The sequence below is a fragment of the Shewanella corallii genome, assembly GCF_023349125.1.
In the GTDB taxonomy this organism is placed as follows: Bacteria; Pseudomonadota; Gammaproteobacteria; order Enterobacterales; family Shewanellaceae; genus Shewanella; species Shewanella corallii.
In genome coordinates, this window is the sequence record NZ_JAKIKT010000001.1 from 618,138 (window position 1) to 643,477 (window position 25,340).

Consider the following 25,340-nt stretch of genomic DNA (forward strand, 5'->3'; position numbering starts at 1 on the left):
CGAATGGAATTAGCGGGTTGGGGATTGGTTGGACTGTTTGCGCTGGCGCTTGTTCTGTTGGTCCTGCAGCGACTCAGGGGCAGGCCGGTTCCTCTGGTGCTTATCATCATGCTCGCGGTGTTCACTCTGGGAGTGGGCACAGTAGTGAACTTTGTTAACCGGGGTGAAGATTACACCGCCTGGGAAAGATTGGTGTGGTCATCCCTTGAGCCGGAACAGATCCCGGCGCTGGTGGCTGATGGCAAAACGGTCGTGGTCAGTGTTACCGCCAAATGGTGCGCGATTTGCCGGAAGAATGATGCTGAAGTCCTGCACCGTGAGTCTGTGGTAGAGGCACTGGAGGGCAGCCATATTGTGCTGATGCAGGCGGAAATGTCCGAGCCTCACCCGATCGCCGACCGCTATTTGCGTCAGCAGGGCGCAATCGGTATTCCCTTCACCAAAATCTACACTCCCACTCATCCAGCCGGTATAGCTATGCCCAGAGAACTGAATATGAAGGCATTTATCGGCGCCTTGAACGCAAATTAGCCATACAGCGGATTGCATCTGTCATATCCATAGTGTTTCATTGTGATACGAATGTAGCGCACACAGAAAAAACATCTGGAGATGATGAATGAAAAACCTATTGATAGTGCTGGTCATAGCACTGGCGGGCGGCACGCTGTACTACATGGCACAGCAAAGTGGCAAGCAGGGATACGAGCCAAATGGAGCGCTTGAATACGTGCCTGCAGACACAGCCGTGTTTTCGGGACAGTTGCACCCTTTCCCGTTGCGTGACTATCTGGTCGCGACGGCGAATAATTACCAGAACCCTTCCTCTATTCCATTGGATATGCTGGAAACGCCGCAGGAGCGCTTCTTCTACGCCCTGTTTGAACAGTACGCCAGTCAACTGAAACAGCCCGATGAATTCATTAAGAGCTTTGGTCTGGACAACCGTGTTGAGGGCTATTTTTACACTCTGGGCTTGATTCCTGTGATGAAGCTGCAAATCAAAGAACCTGCAGCTTTTTATGGTCAACTGGATGCTGCGGAGCAGAGCAGCGGCTGGAGTCATACTGTTCGTAAGGTTGGTGAGCTGAATGTCCGCGCCTATGAGCTTGACGATGAGAGCGGCGACATCCAACTGCTGGTGTCCGATCACCAGGGCTGGCTGACCATGACGCTGGCTTTTTCCGGTCAGGATCCTGTAACTCTGGAGCAATCCCTTGGACTCAAGGCAGTAGAGAACAATCTGACTCAAACCACCTTGCTTAAGGATATCGTCAAACGTCACGGTTTCCTGTCTGAGAGTGTCAGCTATATCAATCATCAAACCATAGTGGCTGCACTGACCAAAGGTGAAGGCCTGATGGGGCAGCAACTGACCAAGCTGGCTGAGCTGAGTGATGCCAGTGAACTGCAGGAAATTCGCACTGCTGAATGTCAGCAGGAGATGGCGGGTATTGCTGCAAACTGGCCTATGACAGTCGCAGGTTTAACCCACATGAGCGTTGATGAGCGCCATGCCGATATGGATGTGCGCACTGTTATTGAGTCCAACAACAGCAAGGTGATGTCAGCGCTGCAGTCACTGCGTGGCTTTATTGCTCCGGCAGCCAGTCGTATGGGCGACAGCGTATTCTCAGTTGGCCTGGGACTGGACAGCGATAACCTGGCCGCATCCCTGAATCAGGTTTGGCAGGAGATGATGACACCTCAGATGCAATGTCTGCCGTTGGCCGCAATGCAATCAGAACTGAGTCAGGCAAACCCTGCAATGCTGGGGATGTTTTCCGGTATGGCTCAGGGAGCCAAAGGTGTCTCTGTCGTGGTTTCTGGTTTTGAGCTGGATGAGTATGGCGAGCCCAAAAGCGTAGATGCCATGGTGAGCCTGGCTGTTGAAGATCCACAAACTCTGTATGCCATGAGCGCCAGCTTCCTGCCTCAATTGGCCGGGGTACAGCTGCCTGCCGATGGCAGCCCGATTGATGTCACAGATATGCTGGGACTGCCGCCAATTGGTAACGTGATGTTGGCCGCCAAAGGTAAGCATCTGGTGCTCTATACCGGTTCACGTTCGACTGAGCTGGCTAATGAGCTGGGTGTTGTCGATTCCATCAAGCCCAACGGCATCATGGTGATGACAGCGGACTACAAGAAAGTATTTACCCCTTTGTTCGATGTAATGGAGGCGATGGGCGAGGAGATTCCACCTGAAATTGAAGGCATGAAAGATGCCAATATGAAGGTGTTGTTCGACTTCGATGTCACCGACAAAGGTTTGGTGTTTGATACCCGTATGGCCGCGGAAGCGGAATAACTAAACTATTGAAGATAAAGCCGGACTGAGTCCGGCTTTTTTATGGCTGTGAGTTGATATCGGCAGTGAGCTGCTGCTGAGCACCCTGGCTCAGGAGTGCCGTCAGGGTGTGCCAGTCCATCGTCTGGTAACGTGCCAGTGAAATATCCGGATTGATCGCCAGGCCAGAGATCCGATTTCCATGGTTATCATAAAACAGGCTGGTGGATGCGCTTAATGTGATTCCAGAGTAAGGCAGCCTCAGTTGAGTGCGTGGACTGAAGTCTCCGGCAAACCGGGTTCCAGCCAGGGTGACGTTGGGTAGATGACGTGCAAGATAAGCAAGCCGAGCACAGGCACGACTGCAATCTGTATTAACGATAACCACCACAGATGAGAAGGCGTTGGTGGTCCCTGTTGCTTCTTCAAAGTTAAATTGCCCCGAGAATATCGGGCTTAGTCCATTCTGTTCATGGCTGTTCCCCGTCTGAATTAACCCCAATTGCTCCAGCTGGTGGTGCTTATGGGCACCAAAGGGGCGATATCGAGCCGTGAGTCCGGGCAACTGTCTGCCACCGGCGAGCTTGGCCAGCAGAGGTTTAAGGGTCTCAGGGTTGCCGTCGCTGGCACCACTGATATCCAGAATCAGGGCATCACGTTTCATTGCCTGGGCAAGCATATGGTGGCTCAGGTTATCCAGATCTGCCACCACAAGCAGAGCGGCATTATCGGCAAGGTGGCTCAATCTATTCGCTGGAGCTTTGGCAAAGGATAAACCGTCATTCTGCTCTAAGAGCCAATAGGTGCGGCTGGAGTCGGCAAGCTCATCGACCAGGGTCAATCTGGGAGGCCGGGAGATATCCAGACCCAGCTGTTGTCTTAATGACTGTAGTTGCGCCAGTAAGGGGATCAGCACGTCGGGTTCCTGTCTCAGCGAAGCGGGCAGATGTTTACTTGCTTGTTTAAGAAAGCGTGTCAGCGGCAAGCCATCAATATGGGTGACAAAGGGATAGCGAGGATCCAGCAGTGCACCGTCGCGGGTAGCGAGCCAGCGGCCGTTTTCAGGATAGAGTTGCAGCGAAAATCGTGAAGGTGAGTCAGCGGCGATATTGACTCCGGGATCGCCAAGTGTCGCCAGCAGCAGGGAGAGGCTATCTCGGTATATGGACAATGATTGGCCGGCGGTCCGGGTTCCGGTCAGGCGAAGTTGTCTGTCAATCCCTGCTTTCTGCGCTTTCGGCAACACATGGTAGAACGCCGATTCATTTTCCAGCCAGCGTTTCACCAGGTAAAGCTCCTGGTTAATCTGAGTTTGGCTGAGACGCTCCGGAAGACTATCCGGTAGCAGAAACCAGCCCAACCTGACGCTGCAGAGCAGTAAGAACAATATAAACAGGGCGAAAATACCCTTGTAGTCTAACTTCATGAGCCTCCCCATTCCCATGCCGGACGGGGTAAAACCCAAATTCATCCGGCGACCGGGGGGAGCTAAGTGATTACCGGTCGACGAATCATGCTCCTCCTTTGGGGAGGTGCACAGCAGGTCCATTTGCTGACGATGATTGGCCGGTAAAGGGAAAGGTCCGCCCCAAGCCCGCGGAAGGCCGGAACGGGCGGATATTTGCGCCTTCAGCCTTCCTATAACAAGTCGTTGAGAGCCAAACCTATGCCAATCCTTTGAGTGCTGGCGTTGTAGTCGATCAGACTCTCTCCATACCCGTTAAAGTATTGTGCATAAACTCTGAGATTGCCCAAAATTGGATAACTCCATGTCAGCTCAATAGCACCTTTGTTATCCCGCCTGAGGTTATTTCGCAGCATCATGCTGTAGCGCTGCTGACCCAGGCCATAAACCGCCGTCAGCTCAAAATTCCCCATAAATTTATTGATATCCGGGTTGTCATCGCCACGGGGATCGCCCGGATACTCTTTAGCGTCTTCCGGCAGTCGCCACCACACTTTGGTTCCCACTGCCAAATCACCGGCATCAAAAATCATGGTGCCGTACAAGCGATTCCAGCTACGGGACAAGTCGCCTGATTTACCATTGGATTGGTGCACAGCACCCACGCCCCAGAAAGAGTTGGTCATGCCAAATACTTCCCAGTCGTTATTGAACAGCATAAAGAGTTCGGGCTCGTGGTTGGTTTCTCGAAATGGGGAGGAGATATCTTTGTTGTATACCTGCCACCAGGATTGGTTAGTGTAGGCGAAGAAAAGATGGCCATTGTCACCGAAGACGTTGTACCAGAGCGGCAGCTTAAAACTGATTTGAAACTTGGCTTCAAACTGATCCAATTCGCCATTGGTATCGGCAAACTCCTGCTCATAAGGGACAGCATTCGGGCTGGGGTCATAGGTGACCGGCAGTATGTAATTGACTTTGTGAGGAATAATTACAAACGGCAGATCGGCGGTTGCCAATTCATCCTTAACTCTTTCACTGACCAAAGAATTGGGAGTGCTTTCATCCTGCTCCCGGTTATCGGCTGCCGTAGCCAAAGGCATCCCGATAAGAGTGATAACCAGCCCAAGAATTTGGGCATGTGTCCCTGGCATTATTAACCTCCTGTCTATCAAATTGGCATAAGTTAGAGCCGTTTCTCCCTGCAAACCTGCTGGCATCCGCCATGCTCAACAGAGTTTTTCTATTATTTACCTGTGTTTGAGGGCCGAAACACCATATCACAGGCAAATGTTCATCCCTATCAAGGCTTCTAATAACATTTGGTTATAGATGTTAATTATTTTCTATTTTTTTAGTAATAAAAGGGGGGCTATAGTCCATGCAGAAATCATTGGTGGGGCAAAAGCATGGAACTGGTGGCAATACCCGGACAATCTCCCCGGGGCAAGGTTTATCTGATTGGTGCAGGACCGGGGGATCCCGAGTTACTGACAATGAAGGCCTGGCGCTGTCTGCAGCTAGCTGATGTGGTCTTGTATGACGCTTTGGTCAGCGCTGAAATTCTGGCGCTTGCGCCAGAGGGTGCCGAAATGATTGCCGTTGGCAAACGTGCCGGTAAGCACAGCGCCCATCAGGATGATATCAATCAGTTGCTGGTCACCAAGGGATTTACCCGCAACAGGGTGGTGCGTCTGAAAGGGGGGGACCCTTTCATTTTTGGGCGTGGCGGCGAAGAGTTACAAAGCCTGGTGGAGGCAGGGATCCCCTTTGAGGTGGTTCCTGGTATTACCGCCGCCAGCGGCGCGGCAGCCTATGCTGGCATACCTTTGACTCACAGGGATTGCGCCCAGAGTGTCAGTTTTGTGACCGGCCACTGCAAGCTTAAGTCTGAACCTCTCAACTGGCGACAGTATGCCGATACCAATCAGACGTTGGTTGTGTATATGGGCACGCTCAATGCGGGGATTATCAGCCGTGGCTTGATTGACGCCGGGCGTGCTGCTGACACCCCGGTAGCGATAGTCTCAAAAGCCAGTACCCCGGCACAGATGGTGATGACGGCAACGCTGGCCAGCCTGCCTGAACTGGCCGCCAGCTCAGAGCTGGAGATGCCAGCGCTCATCATCATAGGTGAAGTGGTGCGCTATACCGAGCAGATGAACTGGTTCGCGCAACAGCAGGAATCGCAATCAAAATTGCAACAGTACAGATAAATCTGTGTAATAACAGGCGGAATTCCGCCCAGTCAGATTGGAATGGAGTAAACAGATGACAAGTGAAATATCCCGGGACTCTCTCCCGGAAGCGGCTCGATTAAGCCACTTGCAACAGCTGGAAGCGGAAAGTATCAGGATTATCCGGGAAGTCGCTGCGGAATTTGATAATCCAGTGATGCTGTACTCCATTGGTAAAGACTCCTCTGTCATGCTGCACCTTGCCCGCAAGGCCTTTTACCCGGGCAAGATACCTTTTCCTCTGCTGCATGTGGATACCACCTGGAAGTTCCGCGAAATGATTGAGTTTCGTGATAATCAGGCCAAAGACCTCGGTTTTGAACTTTTGGTGCACACCAATCCTGAGGGGCTGGCGCAGAACATCAACCCTTTTGACCATGGCAGTGCCAAACATACTGACATCATGAAGACTCAGGCGCTCAAACAGGCGCTGGATAAGTATGGTTTTGACGCCGCCTTCGGTGGTGCCCGCCGCGATGAGGAGAAGTCCAGGGCCAAAGAGCGGGTTTACTCCTTCCGCGATACTCACCACAGGTGGGATCCCAAAAATCAGCGCCCCGAGCTGTGGCACAACTTTAACGGTGCGGTAAACAAGGGCGAGAGCATTCGTGTATTCCCACTGTCCAACTGGACAGAACTGGATATCTGGCAGTACATCTACCAGGAAAATATTGAGATTGTGCCCCTCTACTTCGCCAAAGAGCGTCCAGTGGTGGAGCGAGAAGGCCAGCTGATTATGGTGGATGACGAGCGTATGCCGCTAACGCCGGAAGATGAGGTTCGCCACGAGAAGGTGCGTTTCCGCACTCTGGGTTGTTATCCCCTGACAGCAGCTATGCACTCGGAGGCTGACTCGCTGGAGCAAATAATTGAAGAGATGTTGCTGACCCGCTCCAGCGAACGTCAGGGACGCCTTATCGATTCAGATCAGGCTGCTTCCATGGAACTGAAAAAGCGCCAGGGCTATTTCTGACAACACAGACAAGTGCAAAGGATGAGAAGATGGGAACTGCAGTAAATCAACAGACCCGACTGGCACAGGAGTTGTCAGAGCAGGGTATCAAACAATATCTGGCCAACCAGCAGCAAAAAGGCCTGCTGAGGTTACTGACCTGTGGCAGTGTGGACGACGGCAAAAGCACTCTGATTGGCAGGCTGCTGCATGACAGTGCACAAATCTATGAAGATCAGTTGGCTAGTCTGAAAAGCGACAGCGCCAAAATGGGCACCACAGGTGAAAAGATCGATCTGGCGTTGCTGGTTGATGGCCTGCAAGCGGAGCGGGAGCAGGGCATCACCATTGATGTAGCTTACCGCTATTTCTCCAGCGATAAGCGTAAGTTTATTATCGCCGACACGCCGGGACATGAACAGTACACCCGCAATATGGCTACCGGCGCCTCCACCTGTGACCTGGCGGTGATTCTGATTGACGCCAGATATGGGGTGCAGACCCAAACCCGTCGTCACGCGTTTATCGCTTCCAAGCTGGGTATTCGTCACTTTGTGGTGGCTATCAACAAGATGGATCTGCTGGACTTTGACCAGGCGGTATTCGACAAGATCAGCGAACAGTTTGCCGGTGTGGTCAGTGAGCTGGCTGACCATGGCGCGCAGTTAAATGTACATTATGTGCCTATGTCAGCATTGGATGGTGACAACGTGGTATCGCGCAGCAGCCGCACCCCGTGGTTTACAGGAGAAACTCTGCTGGAGCATCTGGAGTCAGTAGAGATCGACCGGGAGCTCAATGCTCAGCCATTCCGTTTCCCGGTTCAGTATGTCAGCCGTCCCAATCTCGATTTCCGTGGCTTTGCCGGCACAGTGGCGGCAGGCAGCGTCAGAGTGGGGGATGAACTGGTGGCATTGCCATCGGGCAAGCGCAGTAAGGTTGCCAGCATAGTGACCTTTGATGGTGGTAAGCCTGAGTCCTTCAGTGGTGAGTCAGTCACTCTGACCCTTGAGGATGAAATCGATATCTCCCGTGGCGACATGCTGTGCGCGGTCAGCAAACCGGCTCAGAGTGCTGGTCAACTTCTGGTTGATCTGGTGTGGATGGCAGAAACGCCTATGGTTGCCGGGCAGCTTTACGACATCAAGCTGGCGGGTAAGAAAACCCAGGCCAGAGTCAGCGAAGTGCGTTATCAGCTGGATGTAAACAGCTATGAGCAGCATCAGGCGGAAACCCTGGGGCTGAATGGTATCGCCAGAGTGGTTCTGGAACTGACTGAAACCATTGCTGTTGATCCCTATGAGCTGTGCCGCGAAACCGGCGCACTGATTGTGATTGACCGTCTGAGCAACGCCACACTCGGTGCTGCCATGGTGGTTGAAGCGGTTGAGTCAAATACAGGTCAGCGTCAATTCAGTGCTCAGGAGCTTGAGTTGAATGCTTACATCCGCAAGCACTATCCACACTGGCAGGCACTGGATATCAGTAAACTCTGAATCCGGCAGGAGACACAGATTGTCTGAAAGCATACAGCTGGCATTAATACTCACAGGACTGGTAGCCGGTTTAATCGCCGGTGTCGCCAGCCCTGCGGTCCTGTTCTTTATTGCCTCGCTGCTGACCTATCTGTTGGGGCTGGTCAATCTGGAGCAGTTGCTGCACGGCTTCAGTAACCCGGGACTGATTACTCTGGTACTGCTGTTACTTGCTACGCTGGCGCTGGAAAAGACCTCATTGCTGGGACGTATGAGTAAGTTGATTGGTCGTGGCTCATTGAGTATGACGCTGGCACGACTGGGTTTTTCCACTGCACTGCTGTCTTCATTTACCAATAACACAGCCGTAGTGGCCTCTTTGATTGGTGCTGTGCGTCGCAATCCGGCCCATGCACCAGCCAAGTTACTGTTGCCGCTGTCATACGCTGCGATTCTCGGGGGCACCCTGACCCTGATAGGTACGTCCACCAACCTGATCGTGAACTCCTTTGTAGAGGAGGCCGGACTGACGCCGCTGGGCTTCTTTGAGTTTACCTCTGTGGGTGTGGTGATTGTGGTGCTGGGCGTTGGTTTGCTGGTGTTGCTGAGTCATCTGATGCCTGAACGGGATGACGCCAGTGTAGATGAGTCCTTGCCCTATCTGTTGGAAGCCAGAGTAGCGGATGGTTCTGCGCTGGTGGGCAAAAGTGTGCAGGACAATCACCTCAGAGCGCTTAAGCATCTGTACCTGGTGGAATTGGAGCGTCACGGCATCCGTATTTGTCCTGTACCACCTCAGCTGGTGCTCAGTGGCGGCGATGTGCTGCGTTTTTCCGGCAACCCGGAGGCAGTGGAACTCCTGCATCAATTTGATGGTCTGGAGTGGTTCGGCAAGCAGCAGGCGAGGGGGCAAAACCTGATGGAAGCTGTGCTGGCTCCAACCTCGTCTTTGGTGGGAAGGTCGCTTAAATCTGCTCGCTTCAGGGAAAAGTTTGATGCCGCAGTGATGGCCATTCGCCGCGGTAATCAACCGCTCAAGGGCGGTCTTGGAGATATAGAACTCAAGGCCGGTGATGTACTGCTGTTGACACCGGGGCCGGGGTTCTGCCCGGACAAAAACAACGCCTGTCGCAGCCATCTGGCCTCTGAGTTTGCGGCCATCAGTGGTCTGGACCTGAGTGTCAGGCTGGATACTGCCCGCAGCCGATTGGTATTGGGGGGCTTTGCCGCCGTGATTGCGGCCAGTTTAGCGGGCGTGCTGCCGCTGGTGAAAGGTCTTATGCTACTGCTGCTGGTGTATCTTGGTTGTGGTGCTGTGACCGTCAGGGAGATGCGTCGGCGCTTTCCTCTGGAGCTGGTGATCGTTGTCGGTTGTGCCCTGAATCTCGCGGCCTTGATGCTGTCATCGGGCCTGGCTCAGTCTCTGGCTGATTCGGTGCTTGGGGTATTTAACGGATTCGGGGTGATGGGGGCCTTTGTTGCCGTCTATCTTCTGACTTTGCTGCTGACTGAGTTGATCACCAATAATGCGGCTGCCGCTTTGGCTTTCCCTATCGCCTACGCCATTGCGCTGAGCTACGGTGTGGATACACGGCCCTTTATTCTGGCTGTGGTATTTGGGGCCAGTGCCAGCTTTATTTCACCCTATGGTTATCAAACCAATCTTATGGTGCTCAGTGCTGGTAACTATCGTTTTTCTGACTATGTGAGACTGGGCTTGCCTCTGTCCCTTTTGTATTCGTTAATTGTGGTACTTCTGGTACCTGTGTTGTTCCCTTTTTGAAGCTTGGAGCTGAAATGAGTCGAGAAGTAAATCCGGACATTGTCTGGCATCAGCATGCAGTGGATCAGGCGGCCAGAGCCGAACAGAAGCGTCAGCAACCTGTGTTGCTTTGGTTTACCGGCCTTTCAGGTGCGGGTAAGTCCACTCTGGCGGGTGCTCTGGAGCGGGCCCTCTACAGTGAAGGCTTTCACACCTATTTGCTGGACGGGGATAACGTTCGCCATGGTTTGTGCAAAGATCTTGGCTTCTCTCAGGCCGATCGGGATGAGAATTTACGCCGTGTAGGCGAGGTTGCCAGATTGATGGTAGATGCAGGGCTGGTGGTACTTTCCGCCTTTATCTCCCCTACCCGTGAAGAGAGAGACAGAATTCGCGCTCTGTTTCCTGCCGGACAATTTATTGAGGTGCATGTATCTACACCTTTGGCTGTGTGTGAAGAGCGTGATCCCAAGGGACTGTATCAAAAGGCCCGTCAGGGAGAGATTGCCAACTTTACCGGGATTTCAGCTCCTTATGAGGAGCCATTGAATGCCGAGCTGACCATAGATACCAGCAGGGGCGATCTGGGCTCTCAGGTGCAGGCTTTGCTGCACTATCTGACTGCTCTGGGCATTCTCAAAAAATGAATCCGTTAAGTCGCTGTTGATAACAAAAATTCCCTCAACGTTGAGGGGATTTTTTATCAGACTCCGAAATCCCGCTTGAACTGGCCGCGCAGCATGCCTGTGTATTTGGCATTGGTACGGGCGGTGACCAACTGAGCCAACTCCTCTCCCAGGCCGGTGAAACTGTAGTAACTCAGCAGCAGGTGAGGGTGTTTCGGGGTCAGGGTGATATGGTCGCCGGGAAGATTCAGCGCCAATGGTGCTTTGGGTTGCAGCAGGCCAGTTTCAAACTCGCCTCTGTGCAGTATGCCTGCATCCACCAGAGTCAACACGCCGGAATAGGGCAGACCACACTGGGACAGGCTCAACTGGGTTTGAGGCGACTTTCTGAATACTTGAGAGAGCCCGCCTGTGACTCTGTAGCCCGTGATGATTTTCAGCCGCTTGTCATCATTAATGTTACAGGCCAGTCCCAGTGTTCGCTCCAGCAGCTGGGCTTCTCTCTGGGTCAGCTGTTTCAGGGTATGCAGGGTACGTACGCTGAAGTGTCCGGGGTTCACTATCTCTGCTGCCAGGATCCGGGCCCACAACTCCTGCATTTTACGGCTGAAGATCTGCTCAGCCATCTGCAGGAACTGATGCCGCCAGTCCGGGTCAAGATCGCTGCCTGTCACATCGGATGGGGTATGGGCCAGCGCCAGCTTGTAAATGGTCTCCAGGTTTTCCTGATATTGGTTGTTGAGCAGCTTCTGCCGCTGCGCTGCGCGCTCGCTGGTGCTGCTATCGTGAGCCTTAAAGTCCGCTGTGCTGGCCAATCCAAGGTATTTGCCCAGCAACAATGCCTTCTTACGTGCCGACACCTCATTATCGTTGGCAGGAGTATCGCTGCCTGGGCCCTTTTGAAGCGCTCTTTCTGTCGTCATATCCCTGTCACCTTAAAAACCGGCCTGGATCATCCATGCTTGTTACCACGTTTTCTTAATACGCGGCCTTTGCCGAATATCGTCAGTGTTAGTGGTTATATAACATGCAGTAGCATTGTCCCCCAAATGGAAAATCCCAATGAATGGGAAACAAAATCAACAAGGTTATGGGTTTGGGTATCTTGGTAAGTAAAGAGGTAATAACAAGGTCGTGGTTATAAATACTGGCAATGATTACAAGCAAGGCTGATTGGGTTGCATATTGTATTGTCGGTAGATAAAAATGTTTAAATAAAGTTGTAAACGCTAATGAAAATAGATCTCATTTAATGTAGTGTGTCCAGCATCATAATGATGGGGGACACACAATTGAACGAGAACAGGAGAAAATCTGCAGGCCGGAAGCGAACGGCATTGCTGAGTAAAACCGTATTGGCTGTTGCTTGTGGTTTCACGAGCCTAGGGGCTCAGGCGCAGGTCGACCCACAAAAGTTGGCAGAGGCGATTGAGCGTCAGGAGGCTGAGTTAACCAAACTCAAACAGGAATTGGCTGCTCTGAAAGCTCAGCAGGCCAGCAGCGAAAAAGAAATAGCCAGAGTAGAGAAGGCGGCGTCCAAAGCGTCGGTATCGACGGCTACAGCCAGCACCAGTACCTGGGACAGACTCAGTTTCAGCTCATACGGTACCTTGAGCTTCACCAGTGATGAGTATTTTGACAATGTTCAGGACACGACGCCGGAAAGGCGTAACAGATTTGACCTGGAACGTATCGTCACTGAATTTGGCTACCAGTTCAACGAACATTGGGATATGGAAGTTGAAATCGAGTATGAACACGGCGGCACTGGTGCGGCACTGGAATATGATGGTTTCGATGAGTTTGGTGAGTTTGAAACTGAAATCGAAGCCGGTGGTGAAGTCCTTATTGAGAAAGCACAAATCCGCTATCGTCCTTCTGACCGCTTTGGCGTCAAGTTCGGTAATATCCATGTCCCCATGGGCTTATCTACTATCCTGCACAAACCCAACGAATACCTTACCGTGACGCGCCATCGCAGCGAAGCCGCTATGTTACCGGCGACCTGGAATGAGATGGGTATCGGGGTATTTGGCCAGTTTGATGACTTTCATTATCAGGCCCAATTGCTGAGTGGACTGAATTCCGAATATTTCCGCACCTACAACTGGGTGGCCAATGGTCATCAAAAGCGCTTTGAACACATCAATGCCGACGAGCCGGCATTTGCTGTGCGCCTGGATTATGGGGACTTCAAGAAAGGTTCAGCCGTCGGGCTTGCCTATTACTACGGTAAGACTGGTGGCAACCGTCATAAAAGCAACAAGCTGAGTGCTGATGCCGATGTCAGCATCTTCTCTGCCGCAGCGGCCTGGGTCGAAGGGCCTTACATCCTGCGTGGGCAATACCTTTACGGCACCCTGTCCGATACCAATGCCATTACCCAAGCCAATAAGACTACACCCGGCTTACGTCCGGGTAACTTCGCCCAGTTGGGATCTGAGTCCATGGCCTTCTTTGTGGAAGCTGGACTTGATTTGAATCACTGGTTTGACGTTCCCGTCACAGTATTTGCCAACCTGGATTACGCCAACCCTTTGTGGGAAGTGGAGAACGGAGAGCCGAGCAAGCGATTTGAAAATACCTGGAGCAGCTTGGGGCTGAATTATCACCCTGTTCCCGAACTGGTGATCAAAGCAGAGGGTGGTTTGCATCAGGTGGCAGTTGCCTCGATTCCGGATACCTACTTCTTCGCGCTGGGCGTTGGCTATCAGTTCAAGCTTTAACGATTTAAAACATAACTTTAAAAAATGGAGTTTAGTATGACTATGCGTAAAACACTGGTCGCGGCATCTCTGGTTTCAGTACTGGCTGCCTGTGGCGGCAGCGGCTCAGACGACAGTTCAACCACGCCACCCACGCCGGATAACAGCTTCAGTTTTGATGCAACACCCATGATTAACAATCTGACTGACAATGTGATTGTTGCCGGCTATGCCGATCTTGCTGCCAAAGCGGAAACAGCATTGCAAGCCACCCAAACCTTGGTTGCCACGCCAAATCAGGCAAACCTGGAGGCCGCTCAGGACGCCTGGAAAGCATCACGTCAGCCATGGGAGCAAGGTGAGTCTCATATCTTTGGTCCGGTTGATTCTATGGGAATTGACCCCCACCTGGACACCTGGCCTCTGAATACTACAGATCTGCAGACTGCGCTGGCCAGCAATGCCAGCTTTGATGCTGCCACCATACGACAATGGAATGATGATGTGCAGGGGTTCCATACCATGGAGTTCTTACTATTTGGTGATGGGGTTAATGACAACGAAAAAGCTATCGGTGAAATGACGGCGGCTGAGCGGGATTATCTGATGGCTGTTGCTGAGGTATTCCGTGATTACGCCAAAGCCCTGGATGATGCCTGGCAGGTGAGTCACAACCCTCAGGACACCAATGCCAAACCCTACGCTGAATTACTGAAGGCGCCTGGCAGCAGTGATAACACCTTTTACAGCTCAGAGCTGGCCGTGGTGGAAGAGCTAATCAATGGCCTTATCGGCATTGTTGACGAAGTAGGTAACGGCAAGATTGCAGACCCCTTGGGTGATGCCGTTGGCAGCGCTGATACCAGTAAGGTTGAATCCCAATACAGCTGGAACTCCCTGGCTGACTTTGCCGATAACATTAAAGGTGTACGCAATGTCTATCAGGGTGAATTTTCAGGCCAGGCTGACCAACCTGGACTGATTGATTTTGTTAATGCAGCAGACAGTGCCCTGGCAACCCGCATCGCCGCAGAAATTGATGACGCCATCATCAAGATCCAGGCGATTGAAGGCAGCACTGGCATGCCATTTCGTCAGGCGATTCTGGATGACGATGGACGTCAACGTGTGCAGGTTGCTGTAGATGCGCTGACCAAGTTGCAGACCAGTCTTGAGTCAGATGTTTTGCCTCTGCTCAGCCGCTGGCAGCAGTAAAGCCTGCAGAATCAACCGGTGAGGTGGGGGCTTTGCCGGTTGATTTATCACTATTTTCAAAACAATAAAAAAGCAATCTGGTGAGTGTGAAGATGAATGAATCCAAATTGATTATATCGCTGCTGCTGGGGATGAGCCTGGCGGCTTGCGGTGGCAGTGGCGGGGACAGTGGCACCACGCCACCTCCCCCTGAACCTCCTGCGCCCAGTTATCCTGACTATACGGATGTTTCAGCTCTGGGTGGTGAGACGACGACGTTTGATACGTCCAACTCGGGGCATGGTTTTTCCACTCCAGCCCCAAATTTAACAGACGCTGAGCTGGACCTGCATCTAACAGGTGACGCAGCTTTTGAAACCAGCTTTACCACGGCGCCGAATTTGGAGCATCCGGATTTGGATGGTCTGGGGCCTGTATTCAATAACGCTGACTGTAACTCCTGTCACCAAAGAGATGGCCGTAACTCCACCATATTACCGCCTGCTGGCAGCGAGCGTATTAAGCTGGGAGCTGATGCAGGTATTTTTCTGCGCATGAGTCTACCTTTTGATGTGCCATGTGAAGTGCCTGCGGCTGCCAATGACTTTTGTTCACCCGTTGCAGTGCCCGGCTTTGGTACTCAGTTGTTTCATCGGGGGGTGCTGAAAGCACGGGCTGATTGGGAAGACTATCCCTTTATCGGTCAGGCTGATGTTTACCTGTCTTGGGAATACTCCACTGTCAGCTATCCGGACGGTGTTGAAGTGACGTTGAAAAAGCCCAGGTTTGAGATAGAAAACCCCTACGATGCCCCAGGTGAAACCCGTCAATCAGCCAATGTCACGTCTGCGTTGTTGCAGGACAATGTATTGGTTGGAGCTCGCAACAGTATGCCTGTATTTGGATTGGGTCTGCTGGAGGCGATTGCTGAGCAGGATATCCTGGCCAATGCCGACCCAGATGATAGCGACAATGATGGAATATCGGGACGGGCAAATTATGTATTTGACGCATTGAAGGCCAGAGATGGTGATGCCAATCCTGTCAGCTTGGGGCGCTTTGGTTGGAAAGCAAACGCGCCCAGTGTCAGGGCTCAGGGACTGGAAGCACTGCGCAGCGATATGGGGATCACCAGTCCACTGTTTCCTGAAGAGAGTATTGCCGGTACACCCATGCATGACAGCTACCTGACACGAACCGGGTTTAATGATACCGGGACAGGTATTGATGGAGAGCCCGAAACCGATCAGGACTTCAGTGACGCGGTTATCTTTTACGTGGAAACCCTGGCTGTGCCGGCCCGCAGAAATGTAGCCGACAGCAATGTAAGGGAAGGCGCCAGACTGTTCCAGCAGGTCAACTGCACCGCTTGCCATACGCCAAAATTTGTCACCCAAAGCAGCGGTGATATAGGTGGTGTGGCTATGCCTGCCGGACTGGCTGCACAAACGATTTATCCATTCAGCGATATGCTACTGCACGATATGGGGGATGATTTGGCTGACAACCGTCCGGATTTTCTCGCCAATGGCAAAGAGTGGCGCACCCGTCCCTTGTGGGGATTGGGGTTGACGCAAACTGTGAATCCCCAGGCTGGCTTTTTACATGACAGCAGGGCGGCAACCGTTGAGGAGGCCGTTTTGTGGCATGGCGGCGAGGCGCAAGATAGCAGAGATGCCTTTATGGCGCTGAATGCCAATGAGCGGGCACAGTTACTGTCATTTTTGATGAGTCTCTAGTACGGGGAGGATTTCTGAGCAAGGGGGGAATAAAAAACACGCAAGCGAGAGCTGAACCTGGAAGCTTGGTTTTGATAGAGCCCCGGAGGTGAATCTATTTAACAGATTCAAGGCAGTAGACTTTGGTACATTTCAATAAAAGGCCGTGGCTTAGTGCTGCGGCTTTTTATTTTCAAAATCAGTAAATTAAGTGAAGATGCAATTTTGAATTCTAAGTTAATGTTTTTGAGGGTATTGGTAGAAAGAATTTTTGTGAATTGGGTATAAGTTTCATCTTTTGCTGTTTTTGATGGATGCAGAGAGTGATCCGCTTCATAAAACTGCCTGAACATATCCCCTACACTGGGCTGAGAAAAAGTGCAAACCAGCAGAGTCTCAGATGAGCAAAACCCTGATCCTATATTCCAGTGTGCATGGTCACACCCATAAAATCTGTGAACGCATCAAGCAGCAACTGTGTGAACTGGGGGAAGATGTCACCCTGAGCACCTTTGTCGAGGCACCGTCACTGACTGAGTTTGACAAGGTGCTTATTGGTGCCAGCATCCGCCACGGTAAGCATAATCCGGCGGTGCTGACTTATGTGAATGAGCATAGGGATGAATTGGATAGCAAACAAAATGGCTTCTTCTCTGTGAGCCTGGTGGCTCGTAAGCCGATGAAAAATACTGCGGATACCAACCCTTATATGCAGGCGTTCCTGAGTCAGGTGAGCTGGCAGCCAAAGATGCTGGAAGTGTTTGGTGGTCGCCTGAACTATGGTGGCTATGGGGCGATGGACAGAAACATCATTCGCTTCATCATGTGGATTACCAAGGGGCCGACTGATCCCAATGTGGATATCGACTTTACCGATTGGAACAAGGTTGAAGCCTTTGCCGGTCGTTTCGCCAATCAATCCGGCACCGTGGGACAAGCAGCATGAAATGGTGGCAGCGACTGAGTGACAGATTGCACCTGTTGGTAATGCTGCCAACTGTGTTTCTGTTGGTGACCAGTCCCTGGATATTTATGGCGCGGCAACTGCCGGCCAATGCCTCTTTCTGGAACCTCTCCCATGTTTATCTGGGGCTGCTGACCTGCGTGCTTGCTTGCCTGTTCCTGTTTACTAATCTTCTGGGTGGAACCTGGCGTCAATATTTCCCCTGGGTAGCCGGTGATATTCAACCTTTGCTGAAGGACATCACCGGGCTGTTCAAACTCAAACTGCCGGTCGCCGGTGGTCGGGGCCTGTTCAGTGTGATTGAAGGCCTGACCATGCTGGGGCTGGTGACCACAGGTATTACTGGCCTGATGTGGTATCTCACCCAGGGCAGCGCCGATGCGCTGAGCTGGCGGGCATGGCATATCGACAGTGCCATGGTGTTTGTTGGCCTGCTGTGTGTACATGTGGTTTGTGCGCTGTCGCATCTGTTGGATTTTTTGCGGCAGTAGTTTAGGGGGGCTCCTGGTGGGGGAGAGAGAGACTTCTTTACGAGCCGGGGTGGATATTGAATCCAGCCCGGCTCGATTGTTTTTGCCCTTTAGTGCTGGCTAAGCCGGGTTCTCAATTAGTCCTGTCTACACCCGAGTCAGGGGCCTTGCTCCTCTATGTTAAACAACTTCCATGTTTAACAGCCAGATCGTCTTCTATCGCTCTATTATGAACGCATTTGCTTCAGGCAAACACTCTTCCCCCCCGGGGCATCCCAGCCGAAGTTGTCACCTATGGAGCCTTGCAAGCTGTTACTTCGTCCAGAGCTGGAGTGCCTGTTGCCTGGCTTGAAATACAAAGAGATATAGTTAAAGACCTAAAAGACACGGAAAGAAGCAGAAGTTGATATCGGGCACTACATGGTGTTTGATAACGTACAATGACACCATCAAAGCCTTGAAAATATCACCCCCGAAGAGGTGTGCTTTCGCAACCAAAGGTTAGCAGCATGACTTGGGTGTTCACTTTAAAAAGTCAGATTATTTGTCCCGCTAAGAGGCATTAGTTCTGATGTTACTTACTTCTTAATGCTTTGATGGGTGTTGAATTATGCTGTTTTTTGCTTTTTTTGTTCTGTTAATTTATATCCTTTCTATTTTATTTGTTCGTGTCCGTAACCGAGATAGATTTGGCTTGAGTAGACAACTTTCTGATTTTTCTACATTTATGGTGCCATTTAATATTCCGGTATATCTTTTGTCTAAAGTGCCATTAACCCCATTTGTTGACCGCAAACATTTTCCAGAGCTTGAGATTTTGCAAAGTAATTGGGAGATAATCAGAGACGAAGCTTTGGCTCTATATGAAAACGGGCACATTGCGATTAAAAATGATTTGCCTGCCAGTTCTTTTTATAAAGACAATCGATGGACCAGCTTTTATTTGAAAGTATACGATTGTGACATCCCGTCAGCTCGTAAATTAGCACCTAAAACCATGGAGTTGATTGATCAGGTGCCTGGGATGAACTTGGCGTTATTTGCCTGTCTAAACTCAGGGAAGAAGCTGGGTAAGCACCATGATCCATTTGCATTGAGCTTACGATACTCTCTTGGGTTGAGTACGCCAAACTCCAAAGATTGTGCTATTTCAGTTGATGGCCAATGGCATATCTGGCGTGACGGCGAGTCAATTCTCTTTGATGAGACTTATGCTCATCACACTCATAATGATAGTGATGCTCCACGTATTATCTTGATGTCAGATATCGATCGTCCATTAAAGATCAAGGTTGTTCAAAAGGTATATTACTATTTTGCCAGGTTTTTCAACAGTTTGTTTGTTGTGGATAACATTGACACCAGTAAGACTGGTATCGGTAATAGAATTACCCCTATTCATGGTAAATACATGGCTTACATAAAAAAAATAAAAAGATGGAACAGGACGGTTTATAAATCTTTGAAAATTCTAATTGTCGTTTTGGTTGGTTTTTTAATTTATAAGTCAATGATTTAGTCTTTTTGTGGTTCCAGTTTGTTTTTTACATGGCTGGTAAAATTGTGGCTAAAAGAACTGGTTAGTTTAGCCACACAAGAACGACTGGACTGGCAGTAACCCAGTGTAAACGTCTGAAGCAAGAGGAAGCGCTGAGCAGATTACTAACGCTAATATCAATAGGGTTTGTATGCAAGACCCTAAAATTGAAGAGTATTTTTTAAACCTGCACACGTCTGTTATCAACGGGCCTGACGTGCTTATGGCATACCATTCAGTGGCTGGGGACTAATTCTTGTTCGTTCAGTTTCATTTGCCCAAAATGCAGATATGACTTGCTCAGGTAAACTTCTTCCCCCCTGTCATTTGACCCTCTATAGACCTTCTTCCAGCTTGTAACTCCAATATGCTGCCAGTAGTGTGGCTTTAAGTTGTTGATTGTCTGTGCGAGGGAGTGAGGTTGTGACACCGATAGATAAGTTCAGCTTGCATAGCCGGGAGGGGATGTCCGGTGAGCGGGCGCTTAAATCATCGCTCTACTTTGATGGTGCAGACACCAGGCTCAGGGTTGCCGGTTGGTTGATAGAGAGACAGTTTGAGCTTGCTGACTACTATATGCTGTTGAATAGTTGGGATTGTCCCTTCGAGGAGGGCTGTGAGCTGCTGATTATCAGTAAGGATTGGAACCTGGTGGGCAGCTACAGCTTTCAGCCTTTCTATAACAGCTTGTTGTTAACGGATATCAAGATGCTGTCTGCTAACCGCTATGAGCTGGTTTTTAACGACTCTGAACGCTTTGAGTTATCAGTTAACTACCCCAGGCAGGGATTATTGAGCAAGGTTATCAAGGTGACCAGAGCAGAGGATTAACTTGCGATGATTAAAACCTTTGGGATAGGAATAGCCTTTGTCGTGGGAATTGGTGTTGGGGTTATCTGTCAATGGCTTAGCTCTTACGGTGAAATCGAGCCAGTAACGGGTAACAATCTGCCATTGGAGAAAGTTCTAAGCTACGCCAATGTTCAGATTTCGGATAATAACTATGCCTGTGAGGGCAAGCCAGTCAGGACTGTGGGCGCGGTTGTTGCTTCTCTCGTCGAGTTCAATTCCAGACACAGCAGGAATATGCTTTCCTTAGGGTGCTCAGAGGGCATTTGTACTCTGAGTTACACAGACTGTAAGCCATGGCAGAGCCATGAATGTTCCAGCCGAATCTTGAAGTACCATACTGATACAGCCAGCAAAATAGACCAGAGCACTTTTAGCTGTATCGATTTACCATGAAACTTAACTCATTGAAATGGAAGGCCCCTTCGGAAGCCTGAGTGGTTCCTGGCTGTCCATCTATCACCGTTCACTGCCTATTTCCTTATTATTTCAGGGGGCAAATTGCTACTTTTTTCCAGCTTGTGTCACTGACGTGCTGCTATTAGTTTGGTGGGCACTCAGGCGTCTGTTGTCTGGGCCAAAAGGAGTACTGAATGCAGGACATTGTAAAGCTACTGAACTGCGCCGGAGTCACTCAGGTGTGGTTCGGCTCCCGAGGATTTGATGTTGCCACCGAGTCAGAGCTGGAGGATATGCAGCTTGGCTATAGTCGTCATCCGGATGGCAGTGATCTGACCGGGACCGGGGAGGGGGACTGGCAGCCGGGCTGGGTGGTGGTGGCCAGAGAGACTCAGTTGGGCGATCCTTTCTTTGTGGATACCACACAGCCTCAGCTTCCCGTATATACCGCCATGCATGGCATGGGCCGTTGGAGTGCTGATGAGGTTGCTACTTCTTTGGAGGCATTTCTCAACACCCTGAGTTATCTTAAAGCGACAGCCAATCAGGCTGACAGCTTGCTTGGCCCCATAGACTCCTGCATTCGTGACTCCGAACTACTGGCCACAATGAGCAAAAAAATGGTGGCTCTATCTGGTGAATGCTACTACTGGGAGGAGTTAGTGGACGGCTATCAGGAGTGGCTGGACAGCGATGATGAGGATTGGTGAACAGCGGACCTTCCAAACTCATCGTTGCCCAATAGAAACTCGTACCTTACTGTAAGCTTAAAATCTGAACGTGTTATTCCCTGCTGATTTATCGTAGTATCAGTGGAAGATAAATCTGAAAATTACAGACTCTAGAGATGAAACAATATAGCGCTGCCAATCGCTGCCCTCCACAGTAAGGTTTCGTTACCTCCATCGATTGCGGGTTTCAGTTTCTGAAGCCCGGCGTTTTTCATTGTTTTTTTCTGGAGTTTTTTATGACACTGGAAACCCTGTTGCTGTTTGCGGGGATCGTTTTCGCGATCGCCGTTATCCCTGGTCCTAACGCGCTGTTGGTGCTTTTTACCGCTTTGACCAAATCACGTTCTTTGGCGTTTGCCAATATCTTGGGCGTGTCGTTGGGCTTTTTAATTCACTCGCTAATTTCTGCCTTGGGGCTGAGCCTGTTGTTGGCGCAGTCTGCCTGGGCGTTCAATTTGCTAAAGTGGCTTGGGGTGCTCTATTTGACCTGGCTTGGGGTTGGGCATTTGAAGTCGGCTTGGCGACGTCAGGTGATTAGCCCTCCTGAACAGCGGGTGCATCTGAGCGGAATAAGACAGAATTTTGGGAAGGGGCTGCTGACTAATCTGCTCAATCCAAAAATTGTGTTATTTTACCTATCCATTTTTCCTCAATTTGTTTCACCTCAGCATGTGATTGCGGACAGCCTGCTGTTAGGGGGAACTCAGGCTATCGTGGTGGCGGCTTGGTTCTCTTTGGTGATCTTATTGGCGTCGAAAATCCGGGCGCTGTTGGTAAGTGGTAAGTTTAGTGCTTTGCTCAACTATCTGTCGGGAACTCTATTTATAGGTTTTGGTATCAAGTTGGCAACCGTCCGATTATAAGTGAGCAGAAAAATAAAAAGCCCCTCAATTGAGGGGCTTTGCGTAGGGATAGGAGGTTGGGAATTCTTGACGGCTGTTAGCTCTTCTTGGTCGACAGGAAATTGATCAGGTCGATCATTTCGCCCAGGTTACGGATTTGACCCAGGTTAACCATGTACTTGTCGTTCACGATAAAAGAAGGCACGCTCTGGATACGGAACTCCTGAGCCTGCTTACGCCACAGGGCTATTTTCTCGTTAGTGACCTTGCTGTCAGCCATTTCGTCGTACTGCTTGGCAGAAACGCCGAAGCCTGAGAACAGTTTTTTCAGATCATCACGGCTGGTGATGTGCTGCTCATGGTTATGACCATGGCCGCTGGCGGCATGGCCAGCTGCAGCATCGGAGCCTTGCATTGCAGTGAATGTCGCCAGGGTCATTTCACCCATTTTATTGACATCATCGCCGGCCAACTGATGGATTACTGCCAGCGCACGCATCATTTCAGTCATCATTTCATTGCGCTGGAACTCAACGTGCTTGGATTCAAATTTGATCTCTTTATTCAGGTGAGGCTTGATAGCCGGCATGTACTGAGCTTCAAATGCATAGCAGTTATCGCAGTAGAAAGAGAAAAACTCAGTCAGTTTAGGCTGGGCACTAGGGGCTTTATCAGTGATTTCAGTGTAGTGCTTACCTTCGTAGAAAGTGGCTGCATAGCTGCTCATAGAGGCAACGGCCAGGGTCAGTGCCAGGGCGGCTTTCTTGATCATATTATCCTCGGAAATCGTTCAGGAACTTGAAGGCACAGCTTTGTTGCTTGCCGAATGTCCCCAGAGTAGGTCGACTGGCTTAATTATGTCTGAAACTGAGGCAGGGTTCGCCCCCTGAAATGTGACCTGAGCAGGAGTTTCAAAAGATTGTGGCGCAGACTCCAGCCAATTCAGGTATGAACTTCCGGTTCCATTGGTTGGTCATTGTGGCCTCGCAATGTGTGCCAGGCCTCACAGATAAGGCGGAAACGGGCGGCATCACCTTTGGGACGGTCCGGATGCCATTTCAGGGCGAGTTTTTTCCACTGTCGGCGGACATCTCTTGGGCTTGCGCCAACTTCCAGCCCGAGGATTTGCATCGCTTTTACCTTATGCATGCCGGGTTCCTGACCCATGCCGATATAATCCTGATAACGGTTCCAGAATGATTGCAGCATCTCGCGAACGACGTTGGCGCAGGTGTCATAGTTATCCCAATTAAAGTAGTACTCCCGCAACGCAATATCTCTGGCCAGTTCCAACTCCATATCGCCGGGCGGAGCCGTCATCAGCCGTATCTCCATCGCCTGCACCTGCAGCCATTGTTGTGGCAGCAACATCTCCTGTAACTCATAGAGAGCATTCATCAGCAGGAAGTTGCGCTTGAACAGATCTTTGTCCGGGCTTTTATCCAGATCATCCAGCAGCCCCTGTTCTTTCAATGCGACCGCGAGGTGATGAACTTTCCAGCTTTGTTGTGAGGATTGCAGCAAACTGAGTAAGGGCCAGATAAGGGGATTATCCTGACCATTGCGGCAGCCGGTTGATTGGCGTGTGGTGGCGAGACTATTTGGCGTTGGCGGCATCTGCTCTCTCCATTCAGCGACCGGGAAGAACAGGACTGATTCTGTTATTCCCAAGCCTTTCTTTTACTATGGTGGCAGAAGAGAGCAGCGTCAATTTGAGAAAAGACTGATTTTCAAACCGAAAGTGTGAAGGCTCAGCAAGCCCTTTGAGTGTCGGATCAGATCTCGGAAATCACCTGCTCCACAGGTAAACGAGACTTGGGCAGCCCGGCATTAAAGTCATCTACGGCACGGTAGCCCAGAGCTGCAACAACACAGGCACGCAGGCCTTTCTCCTTCAAACCCAACACCTGATCCAGGGTATCGGCGTCAAACCCTTCAATAGGGCAGGCATCGATATTCAATGCGGCAGCGCCCAACAGCAGCGTCCCCAGCGCCAGGTAAACCTGCTTGTCCATCCAGTCAGGTGCATCTTTCAATGTGTCAGTGTGCAGCCCCACAAAGAACTGACGGGCACCCAGAATTGTCTGCTTCACCTCTTCATTTGGAATCCGACCGTCGGCCTCTTCCTGAGCGGTCAGTTGCTGCAGGTATTGGGCGTCGATATCGGTGCGGCGGCACAGCACTACCACATGGGAAGCATTAAGGATTTTTGGAGTATTGAAGGCGAAGTTTTCAGTGGCTTTGGTCAGCGTTTGTTTACCTTCATCGGTGCCTGCAATCACAAAGTGCCAGGGCTGTGAGTTTACTGATGATGGGCTGAATCTGAGCAGGGTTTTAATCTGTTCGATCTGCTCAGCAGGAATACGCTTGGTGGCGTCGAATGCTTTGGTGGTGTATCGGCTTTGGGCCAATGCGGCAATATCCATGTTAATCCTCTGACTGCTTGTGATTAGGGCCTGCATTGGCCCGGACACATTCTGGCTCAGCTGTCAGACGCGTGGCAAGGTCGCCGAGGATTAAACCGGATTTATCAGGGGTCAACTTTTGGAGTGATATGCAACATCAGCTCGTGACAAAGGGTGAGGAAGTCCGATGCACTTACTATGCCCTTAACTTGCATATCGTCATCGACAACCGGCATACAGGAAAGGCGGTTTTGCAAAAAGTACTCAATCACTTCTGAGGCAGGATCATAGGGGTTGCGGGTAATAGGTGACTCCATCACCTCATGAACATGGATAAATTTCTCTTTTCGCTGCAGTACACCCGGTCCATAGCTGTTAAGCAGGTGAATGACTGTGGACACGATTTTCTTGTGACTAAGCACCCCAACGAGGCGCCCATCGTCATCAATAATCGGCAAGTGCTTGACCTGTTTCATCAGTGCATGAGCATCGTGGACAGTGGCATCTTTGTGTAAACAGATGGGATCAGGGGTCATGATTTCATGGATTTGAATAGTGTGGTCAGGCATGACTCCTCCTTGTGCCGACTCAGGTGACAGGTTTAATTCTACCAAATATCGAGGACTTACCCAGTGATTACAGAAAAAGACTTAACATCCGGTCACACTTGTGTAACTTGAGGAGGGCAAACTCATCGTACCTCTTGGAAAGTATAGACCACAGGGTTGTGAACCCTTCCATGCTTTCCCTGTCAAGTCTGCTGTCTGACTGAGGAGTGA

General features: G+C 50.8%; 23 protein-coding genes. 16 read left to right on the forward strand and 7 right to left on the reverse strand.

The window, feature by feature from the left end:
• Positions 1-3 precede the first annotated feature (3 nt).
• Complete coding sequence (locus tag L2725_RS02710) at positions 4-531, forward strand: thioredoxin family protein (protein ID WP_249247522.1); 528 nt, start codon at positions 4-6, stop codon at positions 529-531.
• A gap of 88 nt (positions 532-619) precedes the next feature.
• Positions 620-2,311, forward strand: a complete 1,692-nt coding sequence (locus L2725_RS02715) for a hypothetical protein (protein ID WP_249247523.1) — start codon at positions 620-622, stop codon at positions 2,309-2,311.
• Positions 2,312-2,351: 40 nt separating this feature from the next.
• Here the strand turns inward: L2725_RS02715 and L2725_RS02720 are convergent, their stop codons facing one another.
• Both L2725_RS02720 and L2725_RS02725 read right to left on the reverse strand, forming a co-directional pair.
• Positions 2,352-3,716, reverse strand: a complete 1,365-nt coding sequence (locus L2725_RS02720) for a S41 family peptidase (protein WP_249247524.1) — start codon at positions 3,714-3,716, stop codon at positions 2,352-2,354.
• 212 nt (positions 3,717-3,928) lie between these two features.
• Positions 3,929-4,798 carry a phospholipase A gene (locus tag L2725_RS02725; RefSeq protein WP_249247981.1) on the reverse strand — a complete coding sequence of 290 codons (870 nt, stop codon included), beginning with the start codon at positions 4,796-4,798 and terminating at the stop codon, positions 3,929-3,931.
• Between the two features lie 306 nt (positions 4,799-5,104).
• Here L2725_RS02725 and cobA point away from each other — a divergent pair, with 306 nt between their 5' ends.
• The 5 genes from cobA to cysC are packed head-to-tail and all read left to right on the forward strand — an operon-like array spanning position 5,105 to position 10,768.
• On the forward strand, positions 5,105-5,911 hold the full coding sequence (gene cobA, locus L2725_RS02730; protein WP_249247525.1) for a uroporphyrinogen-III C-methyltransferase: 807 nt from the start codon (positions 5,105-5,107) through the stop codon (positions 5,909-5,911).
• 55 nt (positions 5,912-5,966) lie between these two features.
• Positions 5,967-6,905 carry a sulfate adenylyltransferase subunit CysD gene (gene cysD, locus L2725_RS02735; RefSeq protein WP_249247527.1) on the forward strand — a complete coding sequence of 313 codons (939 nt, stop codon included), beginning with the start codon at positions 5,967-5,969 and terminating at the stop codon, positions 6,903-6,905.
• 29 nt (positions 6,906-6,934) lie between these two features.
• The gene (gene cysN, locus L2725_RS02740) at positions 6,935-8,380 is read left to right on the forward strand and encodes a sulfate adenylyltransferase subunit CysN (protein ID WP_249247528.1); all 1,446 of its coding nucleotides are present in this window, start codon (positions 6,935-6,937) and stop codon (positions 8,378-8,380) included.
• Positions 8,381-8,399: 19 nt separating this feature from the next.
• The gene (locus tag L2725_RS02745) at positions 8,400-10,142 is read left to right on the forward strand and encodes an SLC13 family permease (protein WP_249247529.1); all 1,743 of its coding nucleotides are present in this window, start codon (positions 8,400-8,402) and stop codon (positions 10,140-10,142) included.
• Positions 10,143-10,156: 14 nt separating this feature from the next.
• On the forward strand, positions 10,157-10,768 hold the full coding sequence (gene cysC, locus L2725_RS02750) for an adenylyl-sulfate kinase (protein WP_115135464.1): 612 nt from the start codon (positions 10,157-10,159) through the stop codon (positions 10,766-10,768).
• 56 nt (positions 10,769-10,824) lie between these two features.
• On the opposite strand, the gene L2725_RS02755 is transcribed toward cysC, so the two are convergent.
• Positions 10,825-11,670, reverse strand: coding sequence for a TIGR03899 family protein (locus L2725_RS02755; RefSeq protein WP_249247530.1), 846 nt, complete (start codon positions 11,668-11,670; stop codon positions 10,825-10,827).
• Between the two features lie 414 nt (positions 11,671-12,084).
• Here L2725_RS02755 and L2725_RS02760 point away from each other — a divergent pair, with 414 nt between their 5' ends.
• The 9 genes from L2725_RS02760 to L2725_RS02800 all read left to right on the forward strand — a co-directional run bounded on the left by L2725_RS02760 (position 12,085) and on the right by L2725_RS02800 (position 22,177).
• Positions 12,085-13,473, forward strand: a complete 1,389-nt coding sequence (locus L2725_RS02760; protein WP_249247531.1) for a porin family protein — start codon at positions 12,085-12,087, stop codon at positions 13,471-13,473.
• Positions 13,474-13,509: 36 nt separating this feature from the next.
• Positions 13,510-14,667, forward strand: coding sequence for an imelysin family protein (locus tag L2725_RS02765; protein WP_249247532.1), 1,158 nt, complete (start codon positions 13,510-13,512; stop codon positions 14,665-14,667).
• Between the two features lie 92 nt (positions 14,668-14,759).
• Complete coding sequence (locus L2725_RS02770) at positions 14,760-16,385, forward strand: di-heme oxidoredictase family protein (protein WP_249247533.1); 1,626 nt, start codon at positions 14,760-14,762, stop codon at positions 16,383-16,385.
• A gap of 379 nt (positions 16,386-16,764) precedes the next feature.
• A complete protein-coding gene (hemG, locus tag L2725_RS02775) occupies positions 16,765-17,310 on the forward strand; it encodes a menaquinone-dependent protoporphyrinogen IX dehydrogenase (protein ID WP_249247534.1) in 546 nt (181 codons plus the stop codon).
• Entirely contained in the window at positions 17,307-17,819 is a 513-nt protein-coding gene (locus tag L2725_RS02780; protein WP_249247535.1) for a cytochrome b/b6 domain-containing protein, read from the forward strand. Before hemG ends, L2725_RS02780 begins: the two co-directional genes overlap by 4 nt.
• A gap of 589 nt (positions 17,820-18,408) precedes the next feature.
• Positions 18,409-19,317 carry an aspartyl/asparaginyl beta-hydroxylase domain-containing protein gene (locus tag L2725_RS02785; protein ID WP_249247536.1) on the forward strand — a complete coding sequence of 303 codons (909 nt, stop codon included), beginning with the start codon at positions 18,409-18,411 and terminating at the stop codon, positions 19,315-19,317.
• 441 nt (positions 19,318-19,758) lie between these two features.
• Positions 19,759-20,166 (forward strand): hypothetical protein, encoded by a 408-nt coding sequence (locus L2725_RS02790; protein ID WP_249247537.1) that lies wholly within the window; start codon positions 19,759-19,761, stop codon positions 20,164-20,166.
• Between the two features lie 611 nt (positions 20,167-20,777).
• Positions 20,778-21,293: a hypothetical protein gene (locus L2725_RS02795; protein ID WP_249247538.1), complete on the forward strand. Its 516-nt coding sequence runs from the start codon at positions 20,778-20,780 to the stop codon at positions 21,291-21,293.
• Between the two features lie 257 nt (positions 21,294-21,550).
• Complete coding sequence (locus tag L2725_RS02800) at positions 21,551-22,177, forward strand: LysE family translocator (protein ID WP_249247539.1); 627 nt, start codon at positions 21,551-21,553, stop codon at positions 22,175-22,177.
• Between the two features lie 76 nt (positions 22,178-22,253).
• Here the strand turns inward: L2725_RS02800 and L2725_RS02805 are convergent, their stop codons facing one another.
• From L2725_RS02805 to L2725_RS02820, 4 genes are all read right to left on the reverse strand, one after another.
• Positions 22,254-22,928, reverse strand: a complete 675-nt coding sequence (locus tag L2725_RS02805) for a thiol:disulfide interchange protein DsbA/DsbL (protein ID WP_249247540.1) — start codon at positions 22,926-22,928, stop codon at positions 22,254-22,256.
• 170 nt (positions 22,929-23,098) lie between these two features.
• A complete protein-coding gene (locus tag L2725_RS02810) occupies positions 23,099-23,773 on the reverse strand; it encodes a DNA-J related domain-containing protein (RefSeq protein WP_428985265.1) in 675 nt (224 codons plus the stop codon).
• A gap of 158 nt (positions 23,774-23,931) precedes the next feature.
• Entirely contained in the window at positions 23,932-24,582 is a 651-nt protein-coding gene (nfsB, locus tag L2725_RS02815) for an oxygen-insensitive NAD(P)H nitroreductase (RefSeq protein WP_249247543.1), read from the reverse strand.
• Between the two features lie 104 nt (positions 24,583-24,686).
• The gene (locus L2725_RS02820) at positions 24,687-25,130 is read right to left on the reverse strand and encodes a CBS domain-containing protein (RefSeq protein ID WP_249247544.1); all 444 of its coding nucleotides are present in this window, start codon (positions 25,128-25,130) and stop codon (positions 24,687-24,689) included.
• Positions 25,131-25,340 lie beyond the last annotated feature (210 nt).